Origin of the sequence: Pseudonocardia sp. WMMC193, from assembly GCF_021728735.1 — a bacterium.
GTDB classification, from domain to species: Bacteria; Actinomycetota; Actinomycetes; order Mycobacteriales; family Pseudonocardiaceae; genus Pseudonocardia; species Pseudonocardia oroxyli.
This window is the reverse complement of the sequence record NZ_JAKKDO010000003.1, coordinates 515,822-529,373: the sequence shown is the minus strand read 5'-3', so window position 1 is coordinate 529,373 and position 13,552 is coordinate 515,822. Positions and strand designations below refer to the sequence as shown.

Here is a 13,552-nt window from a genome sequence, read left to right as displayed (position 1 = left end):
ATCTCGCCGATGAGAGCGGCGATGAACGTCTCGCGGTTCTCCAGCAGACGTTCGACGATCGCGACGGCAGGGCCATCACTCATCGCGACAGCCTAGCGAGCCGCCGTCCCGGGGTCGTGGAGCGAGGGCCTCGCCGAGTCCGGCGGACACCGGCCGGTCGGCGACTGGCACGACCCGGCCCTCACGCCCGCCGCAGCACCGGCCGCACGATCAGCTCGGCCTCCGCGATGTCGCGGCTGATGGCGAGTGCCGTGGTCCGCACCGCCGCGTCGAGCCGACTGAGGTTGATCCGTCCGGCGAGCCCGGACATGGACAGCGCACCGACGACCGTGCCGTCACCGTCGAGCAGCGGCGACGCCACTCCGGTCACGGTCGGGAAGGACTCCTGGCGATCGAACGCGGTCCCGGTGCGGCGGATCCGGTCCAGTTCGCGGCGGAGCTCGGTGGGGTCGACGATGGTCTGCGGGGTGAGGGCGGGCAGCGGGCCCGCCAGCACATCGTCCAGGAGCGCGGCGGGGGCGTGCGCCAACATCGCCTTGCCCGAGCAGCTGGCGTGCGCGGGCCAGCGTCCGCCGGTCCGCTGCGGCAGCCGGGGCGCCATGCGGCCGCGGAGGATCTCCACGTAGACGACGTCGCGGTCCTGCAGGACCGCCAGCCCGACGTTGTGCCCGGTGGCCTCGTGCAGCACCGCCATGTGCGGCCGTGCCGCCGTGTGCAGGGTGCGGCTCGACGGTGCGAGCTGACCGAGCTCGAAGAGCAGCAGGCCGGGGCGGTAGTCGGTGCCGACCCGTTCGAGCAGTCCGACGCGCGCCATCTCGTTGAGCAGCCGGTGCACCGTCGCCTTGGGCAGGCCCGTGCGCCGAGCGAGCGCGGAGACCCCGAGGGAACGCGCGCCGCCGCGGAACTCCTTGAGGACGGCGACGGCCCGACCGACGCCGCTGATCTCACCCTCGTCTCGATGAGCGGGACACACACGCCCAGTCTCGGACCGCTGCCCGCCCCGCGTCCACCCTGCCGTCCCGATGATCGGAACGGGCGGGACCGTTCGGATGACCCGAACACGGGCATTGAGCCCGCCGCCGCCGGGGTCCAGCATTCCGCCACGCTCGTCCCGTACTCCTGCGGCCAGTATCGAGGTGGATACCGTGCTCGGACCCGAACAGCACCACGGCGGCGGCGCCCTGTCCCCGGCGCCATCGGAACCCGTCGAGACCGGCCCACCGGTCGACGGAGCGGCAGTCGTCCGCAAGGTCGCGCGGCACTTCCTGCCGCTCATCGGGGTCTGCTACATCGTGCTCTACCTGGACCGGCTCAACATCGGCGTCGCCGCCCTGACCATGAACGACGAGCTGGGGATCTCGGCCACCGCATTCGGCTTCGCCGCCGGCGTCTACTTCTGGAGCTACACGATCTGCGAGCCGCCCAGCAACTGGGTGCTCTCCAAGGTCGGTGCCCGCAAGTGGATCTCCCGGATCATGCTCACCTGGGGCCTGGTCACCATCGGCACGGCGTTCGTCCAGGGCGCGACCAGCCTCGCGGTCATGCGGATCCTGCTGGGCGTCGCCGAGGCGGGCTTCTCCCCCGGGATGCTGTACTTCGTCTCCCGGTGGTTCCCGCACGCCCGCCGCGGCATGGCGATGTCGTGGATCGTCACGTTCATCTGCCTGTCCGGTCTCGGCACCCCGATCATGACCCACCTGCTCGCCCTGGACGGCCTCCTGGGTCTCTCCGGCTGGCGCTGGATCTTCATCCTCACCGGGGTCCCGGCCGTCCTGATGGCCGGCGCCTGTTTCCTCCGGCTGCGCGACACCCCGTCGGAGGCAGGCTTCCTCACCCCACCCGAACGGGCCTGGCTGAGCCGGACCCTGGAGAACCAGGACCGCGAGACCGTCGGGCACGAGAAGCACTCCTTCCGGCGTGGTCTCGCCGAGCCCCGGGTGCTGCTGCTGGTGGCGGTGTTCCTCTGCGTGACCTTCAGCCTCAACGGCTACCAGCTGTGGATCGCGCAGATGCTGAAGAGCTTCGGCATGACGACGACGGCCGTGGGCTGGGTCGCCGCGCTCCCGCCACTGCTCGCGATCGGCCCCATGGTGTGGTGGATGCGGCACTCGGACCGGACCGGCGAGCGAGGCTGGCACTTCTTCGCCGCGGCGGTCACCGCCGCGGTCGGGTTCCTCCTCGCCGCGCTGTCGATCAGCGTGCCGCCGCTCGCCGTCGCCGGGTTCTGCATCGCCGGGATCGGCCTCTACACGGCCATGGCCGTGTTCATCACCATCCCCGCCAGCTTCCTCACCGGCGCGGCGCTCGCCGCCGGGTTCGGCGTGATCAACGGGATGGGCAACCTCGGTGGCTACTTCGGCCCGCAGGTCGCCGGGCTGATCAAGGACGCGACCGGCGGCTTCGGTCTGGCGATCGCCGCGTTCGGGGCCGCGATGGCGATCGCCGCGCTGCTCATCCTCGGGCTCAAGCGGGCCACCCGGCGCGCGGTCGGAGCCTCGGCGTGAACGCCGTGTGGGGCCCGATCCGCCAGAACGGCTACGTCGTCGCGGACCTCGACGCCGCCCTGGCGCACTGGACGACCGTGCTCGGTGTGGGCCCCTTCTTCCGGATCGCCCGGCAGCCGCTGCAGGGCTTCCGCTACCGCGGCGAACCCAGCGACGCCGCGATCTCCGTGGCACTCGCCCAGAGTGGCGGCATCCAGATCGAGCTGATCCAGCCTCTCGACGACCATCCCTCCGCTTTCCGCGACTTCCGCCGGGCGGGTCGGGAGGGCCTGCAGCACGTGGCGTTCTGGCCCGCCGACTTCGACGCCGCGCTGCGCGTCGCGACCGAGCGCGGGATGACCGTGTCCCAGGAGGGCTGCAGCGGCAGCGGCCGCTCCGACGAGCGGTTCGTCTACCTGCACGAACAGGCCCACCCCGGCACGATGGTCGAGCTGTCGGAGACGGCCGGGGCCAAGGGGGCGCTCTTCGCCGCGGTCGCGGCCGCCGCGCAGGGCTGGACCGGAGCGGACCCGGTACGGGACATGGCGACGCTCCTGGAGCGAGCCCGATGACCGCCCGGACGACGCCGCCCGTGCGGACCGCGCTCGTGACCGGTGCCGCCTCCGGGATCGGGCTGGCCACCACCACCCGGCTGCTCGCCGACGGCTGGACGGTCGTCGCCGCGGACCGGGACGACCGGGCGTTGGACCGGCTGCCCGACGACGCCCGGCTGCACCCGATGGCGCTCGAGGTCACCGACGAGGCCGCGGTCGACGCCGCCGGTCTGCGCGCCGACCGGATCGCCGACGGCCTCGACGCCGTCGTGACGTGCGCGGGAATCGTCCGCAACGACGCGGCGACCGCCGCGGCCGTCACCGACCTGCGCGAGACCTTCGACGTGAACGTGGTGGGCACGTTCCTGGTGTGCCGGGCCGCCGCACGCCTGATGCTGGCCCGGGACCGAGGCGGATCGCTGGTCACGGTCTCCTCGGTCTCGGGTCTGCGCGGCGGGCAGCACCGCGCCGCCTACGCCGGGTCCAAGGCCGCCGTGGTCGCGCTGACCTCGGTCCTCGCGCTCGAGCTGGGGGCGGCCGGGATCCGGGTGAACTGCGTGGCTCCGGGCGCCACCGACACCCCGCTCGTCGCCGCGGCCCAGCCGCCGCAGGTCCGCCGTGCCGTGCTGGACGCCATACCGCTCGGCCGCTACGGCAGTCCCGCCGAGATCGCGGCGGTGATCGCCTTCCTGGCGGGACCCGAGGCGAGCTTCGTGACCGGACAGACGTGGGTGGTCGACGGCGGCCAGACCGCGGGCCCGGGCTGGCGGGTTCCCGCAGCGACCGCCGGGCTCGAGGAGGCGACATGGACCCGCTCGTGATCGTGGTGAACCCGAACGAGAACACGCCGCGCGACCCCAACCCCCACGTGCCGTTCACCGCGGACGAGATCGCGGCCGACGTCGAGGCCTGCGCCACGGCGGGCGCGAGCGTGGTGCACTTCCACGCCCGGACCGCCGACGGCGCCCCCGACCACTCGCCTGCGGCGTACACGGCGACCGCCGCGGCGATCCGGGCGCGGTGTGAGGTGCTGCTCGCTCCCGCGCTCGCCCGTGGGACCGCCGGCGAGCGCGTGCCGGACGCGGGCTCCGACTTCCTGGTGATCGACGCCGGGTCGGCGGCCATGGACCGCTACGACCCGAGCACCGCGTCGTTCGAGTCCGGCGACCGCGTCCTCGTCACCCCGACGGCGACGGTGACGGCCCTGCTGGCGGCCTCGGCCGGGTCTGGCCTCGTCCCCTGGCTGGCCAGCTTCACCGTCGGGTGGAGCCGCACGATCGACGCGCACCTCGCGGCGTGGCCGGGCCCGGCGGTCGTGCAGCTGGTGCTCGGGGGGCCCGAGTTCCTCCCCGCGCATCCCGCCACCCGGGCAGGGCTCGACGCCCATCTGGCGTTCCTGCCCGAACGTGCCCGTGCGTGGGTCGTGTCCGCCCATCGGGCCGACGTGCTCACGCTCGCACCGGAGGTGATCCGCCGGGGCGGGCACCTGGCGGTGGGGGTGGGCGACCACCCCCACCGGTCCCGAGGCCTGCCGACCAACGCCGAGCTCGTCCGCGAGCTCGCGGACCTGGCCCGTCGGCTGGGCCGCGAGGTCGCCGATCCCGTCGCGGCCCGCCGGATCCTCGGCGCGCCGGCACTCACCGCATCCTGAGAGGACTCCGATGTTGCTCGTCGACGACCACGCGGGCGAGGTCCGCTGCGTGGCCAGCCGGCACGGCCTCCGCATCGCCGTGACCGACTCCGTCTCCTTCCTCACCCCCGACCTCGCCGGGCACCTCGTGGTCACCGGGTCGCACGGCGGCACCAGCGCGGGCGAGTACGCCCGCCGGTGCGGGGTCGCCGCCGTGGCCTGCAACGACGCGGGGATCGGGAAAGACCGGGCCGGCGTCGCCGGTCTCCTCGCCCTGGACGACGCAGGCGTCCTCGGTGTGGCCGTGAGCCATGACAGCGCCCGGATCGGAGACGGCACCGACACCTGGGAGAACGGCCTGATCAGCGTCGCCAACGCCTCGGCGATCGCCGCGGGGGTCGTTCTCGGCAACCCGCTGCGCCGCGAGTTCCTCGCGCTCGTCGAGCGCCTGTCGGGCGGGCTCGCCGCATGCTGAGGCAGACCGTCGAGGACCGGACCGGGGGCCGGGTCCAGCTCCTCGACAGCATGTCCCAGGCCGAGCGGGACGACGCGGGCGAGGTCCTCGTCGCCGCGTCCAACGGCGGCACCGAGTCCGGCCGGATAGCGGTCCTGGCCCGCTGCGCCGCCGTCTTCTTCAACGACGCAGGCGTGGGCAAGGACGAGGCCGGGGTCGCCGGGTTGGCGCTGCTCGACGCGGCGGGCATCCCCGGCGGCGCCGTGGGACATCTGACCGCCCGGATCAGCGACGGCCGCGACACCTGGGAGAACGGCGTACTCACCCACGTCAATCGGACGGCGGAGGCGGCGGGCCTCACCGTCGGCGACACCGTGCAGGACGCCGTGGCCCGACTACGCGAGGAAGGACCTCGATGACCGCACTGCTCAACGACCCGGACGACGCCGTCGCCGACGCGCTGGAGGGGCTGCGCCTGCAACCGGGGCTCACCGTGATCCCCGACCCGGCCCACGTCGTGCGTACTCCGCTCGTCGACAAGGTGGCCGTGGTCTCCGGCGGAGGATCCGGCCACGAGCCTCTGCACACGGGGTTCGTCGGCCCCGGGATGCTCGATGCCGCCGTGCCCGGGGCCGTGTTCGCCAGCCCCACCGCGCTCCAGGTGCGCGACGCCGTGCGAGCCGTGGACCGCGGACGCGGGGTGCTGTTGGTGGTGAAGAACTACACCGGGGACCGGCTGAACTTCGGCATCGGGGCCGAGCTCGCCTCCGACGAGGGCATCGCGGTGCGCTCCGTGCTCGTGGCCGACGACCTGGCCACCGAGGACTCGGGGCCCGGCAGGCGGGGCACGGCGGCGGTGCTGGCCGTCGAGAAGATCGCGGGGGCGGCGGCCGAGGCGGGCGCGGACCTCGACGAGGTGGCGGCCGTCGCCGAGCGGGTCGCCGAGCGCGCCCGGTCGCTGGCGCTGTGCTTCCGGGCCTGCACGCCGCCCGGGCGGAGCGAGCCCACGTTCGCCCTCGGCCCGGGCGAGATCGAGTTCGGCGTCGGCATCCACGGCGAACGCGGGATCGAGGTCCGCAAGGCCGAGCCCGCGCGCGAGCTCGTGGGTCTGCTCGCGGACCCGGTCGTCGCCGCGCTCGGCCTGCGGAAGGGCGACCGCGTGATCGCGATCGTCAACGGGTTGGGCGCCACGCACGGTCTCGAGCTGGCGATCGCGGCCCGCGAGCTCGCCGCCCGGCTCGACTCCCTCGGCGTCGAGCTCAGCCGTTCCCTGGTCGGTTCCTACGTGACCGCGCTCGACATGGCCGGTCTCTCCGTGACCCTCGTGCGCGCCGACGACGAGCTGCTCCGGCTCTGGGACGCGCCCATCCACACCTCCGCACTGAGCTGGTGAACCCGATGACACTCGACACCCTCCTGGCCCGGACCTGGGTCCGCCACTTCGAGACCGCGGTGCTCGACCACGCCGCCGCGCTCGGCGACGCCGACCGGCGGGCCGGGGACGGCGACTTCGGCGACAACATGCGCGCCGCGCTGCGCCGCGCCCGCCGGACACTGGACACCACCGCGCCCGCCGGCGCAGGCGATGTCGTGCTGGCCCTCGCCGAGGGGTACCTGGGCACCGGTGGCACCAGCGGACCGCTCTTCGGGATGTGGTTCCGCGAGCTGGCCCGCGCCCTCGACCCGGCCGACCCGGTCGGGAGCCTGAGCCGCGGGCTGAGCGCCGGGGCCGGAGTGGTGCAACGGCTCGGCGGGGCCGAGGTGGGTGACAAGACCATGGTCGACGCACTCGCGCCGGCCGCCGCCGCCCTGTCCGGCCGCACAGGACTCACACTGGCCGAAGCGCTCGAGGCGGCCGCGTCCGCCGCCGAACGCGGCGCCGACTCCACCGGCGGGCTCCGCGCCCGTCGCGGCCGGGCCAGCTACGTGGGCGACAACGCCGTCGGAGTCGACGACCCGGGGGCGCGCACGGTGGCGATGTTCCTGCGCGCCGGAGCGACCGCGGCGGACTCCCGGTGAGCCGCCGCCCCGTGATCGTCACCATCGCGCCGACCGGGGGGTTCCTCACCCCCGACCGGCACCCGCACGTCCCGGTGACCCCGGAGGCGATCGCGGCGGACGTCGCCCGCTGCGCCGAGGCCGGGGCGAGCATGGCCGCGCTCCACGCCCGGACCGCCGACGGCGCGGCGACCTGCGACCCCGAGGTCTACCGCGCGACCAACGCGCTGGTCCGAGGCCGCTGCGACGTCGTCGTCAACAACTCGACGGGGGGCGGGGTCACCGGTGCCATGCGCCGGGAGACCGAGGCCGGCCCGGTCGTGGACGAGGAGATGCGGCTGTCCGCCCTGGCCTCCGGCGCCGACACGTTCACACTGGACACCATCACGTCCTATGTCGATGGCCCGGACGGCGAGGTGCTAATGGGAACCTCACGACGACTCGCCCGGGCCCTCGCCGAGGGCATCGCGAAGGCGGGTGCCACGCCGGAGTGGGAGGTCTTCAACCACGCGAACCTCCTCGTGGACCTGCCCGCGCTCGCCGATCTCGACTCGGCCCCCCACGTGGTCAACCTGGTGCTGAACCAGCACCAGCTGTTCCAGAACGCGCTGCCCTACTCCCCCGCCGTGCTGCGCGGGCTCATCGCGGCCCTCCCCCCGGGCGCGGTGTTCGCCACCACCGTGTGCGGACCGGATCCCACTCCGGCCCTGGCCGACACCCTCCTGCTGGGCGGGCACGTCCGCGTCGGGATCGAGGACAGCCCGTTCGCCACGGACGGACGCCCGCGGACCAACCTGGAGCAGGTGCACGACGCGGTCGAGCTGGTGCGCGCCCACGGGTGCGAGCCCGCCACCCCGGAGCAGGCCCGCGAGCTGCTGGGGATCGGCTCATGACCCGGCTGCGCTCACAGGACTGGTTCGGCGGGACCGGGGTCAACGGCTTCATCGGCCGGTCCTGGCTGCGCAACCAGGGCTTCACCGACGCGGACTTCGACGGTCGACCGGTGATCGGGATCTGCTCGACCTGGTCGGAGCTCACACCGTGCAACGGGCACTTCCGCGAGCTCGCCGAGCACGTCAAGCTCGGGGTGCGCGAGGCGGGCGGGGTGCCGGTGGAGTTCCCGGTGATGTCGCTGGGCGAGACCATCCTGCGGCCGACGTCGATGCTGTTCCGCAACCTGGTGAGCATGGAGGTGGAGGAGTCGGTGCGGGCCAACCCGCTCGACGGGGTCGTCCTGCTCTGCGGCTGCGACAAGACAACCCCGGCCCTTCTCATGGGTGCGACCAGCGTGGACCTGCCCACGATCGTGCTCTCCGGAGGGCCGATGCTCACCGGACGCTTCCGCGGGGCGCCGATCGGCTCGGGGACCGCCGTCTTCGCGATGGCCGAACAGGTGCGGGCGGGCACCCTGACCGAGGCCGAGTTCCGGCAGGCCGAGTCCTGCATGTCCCGGTCGGCCGGGCACTGCAACACCATGGGGACCGCCTCGACCATGGCCTGTCTCACCGAGGCGCTCGGCATGGCGCTGCCGGGCAACGCCGCGCTCCCGGCGGTCGACTCCCGCCGCCGCGTCCTCGCCCGCGAGACCGGGGCGCGCGCCGTCGGGCTGGTCCGTGAGGACCTGCGTCCCTCCGCCGTCCTGACCCGCGCGGCCTTCGCCAACGCGGTCCGGCTCAACGCCGCCATCGGGGGCTCCACGAACACGGTCGTGCACCTGCTGGCACTGGCCGGACGCGCGGAGGTGCCGCTGACCCTCGACGACATCGACGCGTTCGGGCGGGACATACCGCTGCTGGTCGACCTGCAGCCGTCGGGCCGAGGGCTCATGGAGGACTTCTTCGCCGCGGGCGGGGCGCCCGCGGTCCTCCGCGAGCTGGCGCCGCTGCTGGACCCGAGCGCGCGCACCGTCACCGGTCGCTCGATCGTCGAGAACAACCGGGACGCCCCGCCGCCCGACGGCGAGACCGTGCGCACGCTCGCCCACCCGCTGGCCCGCGGGGCGGGCACCGCGGTGCTGCGCGGCAACCTCGCCCCGGACGGCGCGGTGATCAAGCCGTCGGCGGCGAGCCCCGGGTTGCTGGTGCACCGCGGGCGGGCGGCGGTGTTCCACGGCATGGACGACTTCCGGGCCCGGATCGACGATCCGGATCTCGCCCTCGACGAGGACTCCGTGCTCGTCCTCACCGGCGTCGGCCCCCGCGGATACCCCGGCATGCCCGAGGTCGGGAACCTGCCCCTGCCCCGCTACCTGCTCGAACGCGGCGTCACGGACCTGGTCCGCATCTCCGACGCCCGGATGAGTGGCACGGCGTTCGGCACCGTCGTACTCCACGTGGCGCCGGAGTCCGCCGCGGGCGGGCCGCTCGCGCTGGTGCAGGACGGGGACGTCGTCCTGCTCGACGTCCCCGCCCGCCGCCTGCACCTCGACGTCACCGACGAGGAGCTGGCCCGCCGCCGCGCAACCTGGAAGGCCCCCGATCCGGTGTCCGAGGGCGGCTGGCAACGGCTCTACGTAGACCACGTGGAGCAGGCCGACCGGGGCGCCGACCTGGACTTCCTGCGCGGCAGGCGCGGGGCGCTCGTCAGCGGGGACAACCATTGAGCCGCACCGCGATCGTGACCGGGGCCGGGTCCGGGATCGGCCGGGTCGTGGCCCGCGCCCTGCTCGACGACGGATGGCGGGTCGCGCTGGCAGGACGGCGACCCGAGGCCTTGGCGGAGACCGCGCAGGAGCGGCGCGGCGCACTCGTCGTGCCGGCCGACGTCACCGACGAGACGCAGGTCGACGCCCTGTTCGCGGCGGTCCGCCGCGCCTGGGGCCGGCTGGACCTGCTGGTCAACAACGCCGGGGACTTCGGCCCGTCGGGCAGCCCGGACGAGATCGACCCGACCGCCTGGCGCCGGACCGTGGAGGTGAACCTCACCGGCGCGTTCCTCTGCGCCCGCGCCGCCTTCGCGGCGATGCGGGCCCAGACCCCGCACGGTGGGCGGATCATCAACAACGGCTCCGTCTCCGCACACGCACCCCGGCCCGGCAGCATCGCCTACACTGCGACGAAGCACGCCATCACCGGCCTGACCAGGTCGCTCTCCCTCGACGGCCGACCCCACGGGATCGCCTGCGGCCAACTCGATGTCGGCAACGCCGCGACCGCGATGACCGGCACCCTCGCCACGGGAGCCCGCCAGGCCGACGGCACCGTGCGGCCCGAACCGACCTTCGACACCCGCCACGTCGCCGACGCCGTCCGGTTCATGGCGGGCCTGCCACTGGACGCCAACACGCAGTTCCTCACCCTCACCGCCACCACGATGCCGTTCGTCGGCCGAGGATGAACCCCATGTCACTGTCCCTGGGCACGCTCACCGTCGACCGGGTCGTCGAGCTCGAACACTGGCCCTTCGCCCCCGAGGAGCTCTTCCCCGGGCTCGACCCCTGCGGCCGCCTCGACCTTCAGATCGCCACCTACCTGGTGCGTACCTCCGACGTGACCGTGCTGGTCGACGCGGGGAACGGCAACGACAAGCACCGTCCGGTCCTCGCCGCGCACGCCGACTTCCGCACCGACTACCTCGACCGGCTCACCGCGCTGGTGCCGCCGGAGTCGGTCGACGTCGTGGTGTGCACCCACCTGCATCCCGACCACTGCGGCGGCCTCACCCGGCTCGTCGACGGCGAGTGGGTGCCCGTGTTCCCCCGCGCCCGACACCTCCTCGCCGCCGCCGACCTCGACTGGCTGGCCGGGCTCGCCGCGGGCCCGGCCGACGGGGTGCTCGCCGACCTCGCACGGACCTACGCCGACAGCGTGGCCCCCGTCGTCGACGCGGGGCTGGTCTCCGCGGTCGAGGCGCCCCACGAGGTGGTCCCGGGGATCACTCTGCGCCCCCTGCCCGGCCACACCGCCGGGCACCTCGTCGTGGACCTCGACGGAGCGGCGGTGATCAGCGGCGACGCGATCCACCACCCGCTGCAGTTCGACGACCTCGACCTCAGCCAGGCGGGCGACGCCGATCCCGTGCTCGCCGCCCGCAGCCGACACCAGCTGTGCACACGGCTGGCGGACGACGGCGGACTGCTCCTGCCGGCCCACTTCTCGCCCGGTCGTCTCACCCGCAGCGGCGACCGCCTCCACTACGTCCCCACCGAACTCTGAGGCGGCACCGGACAACGCACCACCGTCACACTGCTACCCCGGCTCAGCCGCTGTGGTGCCCGCCGCGGCCGCGTGCTGGAGGCGGTCGGCGAGGACCTCGCAGAGTTGCCGCGTGGTGGCGTCGTCGAGTTCGTGGGTGATCGCGCCCTCCAGCGCGAAGGTCGCCGCAGCGATCTCGGCACGACGCCGTTCCGCAGGTACGGGATGCGGGAGGCGCCGCTCGAAGAGGTCCTCGAAGGTCTGGTGGAACCCGGCGTGCCAGGCACGGACGGCGTCGGAGACGGCGACCCGGTTGTGCACCGTCGCGACGAGATGCCGCACCGGTCGCAGTATGCGGACCAGCCACAGGAACTGCTCCGCGAGTGGGTGCTCGGCGAGCGCCGCGTGCTCGTCCAGCAGCGCGTTCAGGTACCGGTCGGCGACCGCGACGAGCACCTCGTCCTTGTCGCGGAAGTACCAGTACAGCGTGTTCGCCGTGACGCCGGCGCGCTCGGCGAGCCGAGTCATCGACGTGGCCTCGTACCCGTCGGCGACGAACAGCTCGGCGGCGGCGACCAGCAGCTCCTCGCGCCGCTCCTCCTTCGGGACCGGACGGCGGTTACGCGGCACGCAGCCCATCTTGACGGCCATCCAAGAGGGCTGCAACATTTTCTTGATTATCAATCAAGAAAGGCTGCGGACATGACCGCCGACCCCGTGCCCGGACGCCGCGAGCTGCACTTCTGCTCCGGCACCGACCGCTGTCACGCCTGGCTCTACCTCCCGACCACACCCCCCGAGGCTGAACCTCCGCCGGTCATCGTCATGGCCCACGGTCTCGGTGCAGTGAAAGCGCTCCAACTGGCCGCGTTCGCGGAGCGGTTCCAGGCCGCCGGGTACGCCTGCCTGGTCTTCGACTACCGCCACTTCGGCGACAGCGAGGGCCAACCACGGGAGCTGCTCAGCATCCGGCGTCAGCGCGATGACTGGCACGCGGCCATCGCGTTCGCACGCTCGATCCCCGAGGTCGACGGGGACCGGGTCATCCTGTGGGGCACTTCCTTCGCGGGCGGCCACGCCATCGTCACCGCCGCCGAAGACACCAGGGTCGTCGCCGCGATCGCCCAGTGCCCATTCGTCGACGGCCTGGCCTCGGCGCGGCAGATCTCGCTGCGCGCACTCGCGCGGCTGGGCGTGGCGGCGATCAAGGACCAGGTCGCACGCGCACTCGGGCGCCCACCGGTCCGCGTCAAGGTGGCGGCCCGCCCCGGTCAGGTCGGGCTCATGGACGCCGCCGACGTCCACGACGGCTTCCTCACGCTCCTCGCGGCCTCCGGTTTCACCGAGGAGGAGGTCCACAACGAGGTCCCCGCCCGGGTCGCGCTGGAGATCCCCCTCCAGTTCCCCGGCAGACGGACCCGACAGGTCCGCTGCCCGATCCTGTTCTGCGTCTGCGACCACGACTCGGTGGCGCCGGCCGAGGCCACCCTGCGGGACGCCGCTAGAGCCCCCCGCGGCGAGATCACGCGCTACCCCGTCGGACACTTCGACATCTACGCCGGCGAGTACTTCGAGCATGTGCTCGCCGACCAGCTCTCCTTCCTCGACTCGCACGTCCCGAACCCGACGACCACCTGAGACCAGCGCGGTGCTCAGCACCATCTCCACGTCGCGCCCGATCAGGACCGACGTGCAGGTCCCTCTGCCCCGACCTGCGGCCGACTCGGCAGTCCGGTGCCGGCCGGCACGACCATAGGCTCGTCCAGGGCAGGCCCGGCGCGAGGGGCCCCGTCGACGCCCACGCTCGACGACGCACTGGGCTCGATGCGCCGGCGAGGGCCCGAAGGAACGTCCGTCCGGGCGTCCGCGACGACGACGCAGTCGGACCGAAGCAGAGAGGCGGCACCGTGTCGCACCTTCACCCGGTCGAACCCAGGCCCCCAAACGCCACGCCGAGGCACCACGACGGCCCGCACGTGCGCTGACGCTTGAGCAGTCTCGTCTCGGCGACGTTGCGGGCATCGGCGGCGCTCATCGAGCACGCGCTGAGCCCGGAGCGGATCGACACCAATTTCGGCGAACTGACCGCGGCATGACCCTGTGGGTCTGGGCCGCTACAGCCATCAAGTGATCCCGACGCCAGTCTCTTTTGATCTTCCACCACCGTGAACCGTCCAGGAAACCCCTCCCTGAGCTGCCGCAATACTGAAGTCCGTGGGGCAGGTCGGGCTCGAACCGACGGCCTGACGGATTATGAGTCCGCTGCTCTGACCAACTGAGCTACTGCCCCCTGCTCGCAG

At 73.4% G+C, this 13,552-nt stretch carries 15 protein-coding genes and 1 tRNA gene; 13 read left to right on the top strand and 3 right to left on the bottom strand.

Annotated elements, in window-relative coordinates:
* Window positions 1-181 precede the first annotated feature (181 nt).
* Window positions 182-973 (bottom strand): IclR family transcriptional regulator, encoded by a 792-nt coding sequence (locus L3X23_RS03905; protein ID WP_237190724.1) that lies wholly within the window; start codon window positions 971-973, stop codon window positions 182-184.
* 172 nt (window positions 974-1,145) lie between these two features.
* On the opposite strand from L3X23_RS03905, the gene L3X23_RS03900 reads away from it, so the two are divergent.
* Genes L3X23_RS03900 through L3X23_RS03845 form a run of 12 tightly spaced genes read left to right on the top strand, consistent with a single transcriptional unit; the run spans window position 1,146 to window position 11,273 of the window.
* Window positions 1,146-2,504: an MFS transporter gene (locus tag L3X23_RS03900; RefSeq protein WP_237190723.1), complete on the top strand. Its 1,359-nt coding sequence runs from the start codon at window positions 1,146-1,148 to the stop codon at window positions 2,502-2,504.
* The gene (locus tag L3X23_RS03895) at window positions 2,501-3,055 is read left to right on the top strand and encodes a VOC family protein (protein ID WP_237190722.1); all 555 of its coding nucleotides are present in this window, start codon (window positions 2,501-2,503) and stop codon (window positions 3,053-3,055) included. The genes L3X23_RS03900 and L3X23_RS03895 overlap by 4 nt, the downstream gene beginning before the upstream one ends.
* A complete protein-coding gene (locus L3X23_RS03890) occupies window positions 3,052-3,858 on the top strand; it encodes an SDR family NAD(P)-dependent oxidoreductase (RefSeq protein WP_237190721.1) in 807 nt (268 codons plus the stop codon). The genes L3X23_RS03895 and L3X23_RS03890 overlap by 4 nt, the downstream gene beginning before the upstream one ends.
* The gene (locus L3X23_RS03885; protein WP_237190720.1) at window positions 3,843-4,688 is read left to right on the top strand and encodes a 3-keto-5-aminohexanoate cleavage protein; all 846 of its coding nucleotides are present in this window, start codon (window positions 3,843-3,845) and stop codon (window positions 4,686-4,688) included. The genes L3X23_RS03890 and L3X23_RS03885 overlap by 16 nt, the downstream gene beginning before the upstream one ends.
* Before the next feature lie 10 nt (window positions 4,689-4,698).
* The gene (locus tag L3X23_RS03880) at window positions 4,699-5,142 is read left to right on the top strand and encodes a hypothetical protein (RefSeq protein WP_237190719.1); all 444 of its coding nucleotides are present in this window, start codon (window positions 4,699-4,701) and stop codon (window positions 5,140-5,142) included.
* Window positions 5,136-5,540, top strand: coding sequence for a hypothetical protein (locus tag L3X23_RS03875; RefSeq protein ID WP_237190718.1), 405 nt, complete (start codon window positions 5,136-5,138; stop codon window positions 5,538-5,540). Before L3X23_RS03880 ends, L3X23_RS03875 begins: the two co-directional genes overlap by 7 nt.
* Window positions 5,537-6,514 carry a dihydroxyacetone kinase subunit DhaK gene (locus tag L3X23_RS03870; protein WP_237190717.1) on the top strand — a complete coding sequence of 326 codons (978 nt, stop codon included), beginning with the start codon at window positions 5,537-5,539 and terminating at the stop codon, window positions 6,512-6,514. Before L3X23_RS03875 ends, L3X23_RS03870 begins: the two co-directional genes overlap by 4 nt.
* Before the next feature lie 5 nt (window positions 6,515-6,519).
* Window positions 6,520-7,140: a DAK2 domain-containing protein gene (locus tag L3X23_RS03865; RefSeq protein ID WP_237190716.1), complete on the top strand. Its 621-nt coding sequence runs from the start codon at window positions 6,520-6,522 to the stop codon at window positions 7,138-7,140.
* The gene (locus tag L3X23_RS03860; protein ID WP_237190715.1) at window positions 7,137-8,012 is read left to right on the top strand and encodes a 3-keto-5-aminohexanoate cleavage protein; all 876 of its coding nucleotides are present in this window, start codon (window positions 7,137-7,139) and stop codon (window positions 8,010-8,012) included. Before L3X23_RS03865 ends, L3X23_RS03860 begins: the two co-directional genes overlap by 4 nt.
* A complete protein-coding gene (locus tag L3X23_RS03855; protein WP_237190714.1) occupies window positions 8,009-9,721 on the top strand; it encodes an IlvD/Edd family dehydratase in 1,713 nt (570 codons plus the stop codon). Before L3X23_RS03860 ends, L3X23_RS03855 begins: the two co-directional genes overlap by 4 nt.
* On the top strand, window positions 9,718-10,455 hold the full coding sequence (locus L3X23_RS03850; RefSeq protein ID WP_237190713.1) for an SDR family oxidoreductase: 738 nt from the start codon (window positions 9,718-9,720) through the stop codon (window positions 10,453-10,455). The genes L3X23_RS03855 and L3X23_RS03850 overlap by 4 nt, the downstream gene beginning before the upstream one ends.
* A 5-nt stretch (window positions 10,456-10,460) precedes the next feature.
* Window positions 10,461-11,273, top strand: a complete 813-nt coding sequence (locus L3X23_RS03845) for an MBL fold metallo-hydrolase (protein WP_237190712.1) — start codon at window positions 10,461-10,463, stop codon at window positions 11,271-11,273.
* Window positions 11,274-11,306: 33 nt separating this feature from the next.
* Here L3X23_RS03845 and L3X23_RS03840 read toward each other — a convergent pair whose 3' ends face one another.
* On the bottom strand, window positions 11,307-11,921 hold the full coding sequence (locus L3X23_RS03840; RefSeq protein WP_237190711.1) for a TetR/AcrR family transcriptional regulator: 615 nt from the start codon (window positions 11,919-11,921) through the stop codon (window positions 11,307-11,309).
* A gap of 33 nt (window positions 11,922-11,954) precedes the next feature.
* Here L3X23_RS03840 and L3X23_RS03835 point away from each other — a divergent pair, with 33 nt between their 5' ends.
* Entirely contained in the window at window positions 11,955-12,890 is a 936-nt protein-coding gene (locus tag L3X23_RS03835) for an alpha/beta hydrolase (RefSeq protein WP_237190710.1), read from the top strand.
* Between the two features lie 577 nt (window positions 12,891-13,467).
* On the opposite strand, the gene L3X23_RS03830 is transcribed toward L3X23_RS03835, so the two are convergent.
* Window positions 13,468-13,542, bottom strand: a tRNA-Ile gene (locus tag L3X23_RS03830).
* Between the last annotated feature and the right edge of the window lie 10 nt (window positions 13,543-13,552).

Excerpts from the sequence above, each read along its gene's own strand:
- L3X23_RS03890 (WP_237190721.1), top strand. The coding sequence starts at position 3,052 with ATGACCGCCCGGACGACGCCGCCCGTGCGGACCGCGCTCGTGACCGGT.
- L3X23_RS03885 (WP_237190720.1), top strand. The coding sequence starts at position 3,843 with ATGGACCCGCTCGTGATCGTGGTGAACCCGAACGAGAACACGCCGCGC.
- L3X23_RS03880 (WP_237190719.1), top strand. The coding sequence starts at position 4,699 with ATGTTGCTCGTCGACGACCACGCGGGCGAGGTCCGCTGCGTGGCCAGC.
- L3X23_RS03875 (WP_237190718.1), top strand. The coding sequence starts at position 5,136 with ATGCTGAGGCAGACCGTCGAGGACCGGACCGGGGGCCGGGTCCAGCTC.
- L3X23_RS03870 (WP_237190717.1), top strand. The coding sequence starts at position 5,537 with ATGACCGCACTGCTCAACGACCCGGACGACGCCGTCGCCGACGCGCTG.
- L3X23_RS03865 (WP_237190716.1), top strand. The coding sequence starts at position 6,520 with ATGACACTCGACACCCTCCTGGCCCGGACCTGGGTCCGCCACTTCGAG.
- L3X23_RS03855 (WP_237190714.1), top strand. The coding sequence starts at position 8,009 with ATGACCCGGCTGCGCTCACAGGACTGGTTCGGCGGGACCGGGGTCAAC.
- L3X23_RS03845 (WP_237190712.1), top strand. The coding sequence starts at position 10,461 with ATGTCACTGTCCCTGGGCACGCTCACCGTCGACCGGGTCGTCGAGCTC.
- L3X23_RS03840 (WP_237190711.1), bottom strand. The coding sequence starts at position 11,921 with ATGTTGCAGCCCTCTTGGATGGCCGTCAAGATGGGCTGCGTGCCGCGT.
- L3X23_RS03835 (WP_237190710.1), top strand. The coding sequence starts at position 11,955 with ATGACCGCCGACCCCGTGCCCGGACGCCGCGAGCTGCACTTCTGCTCC.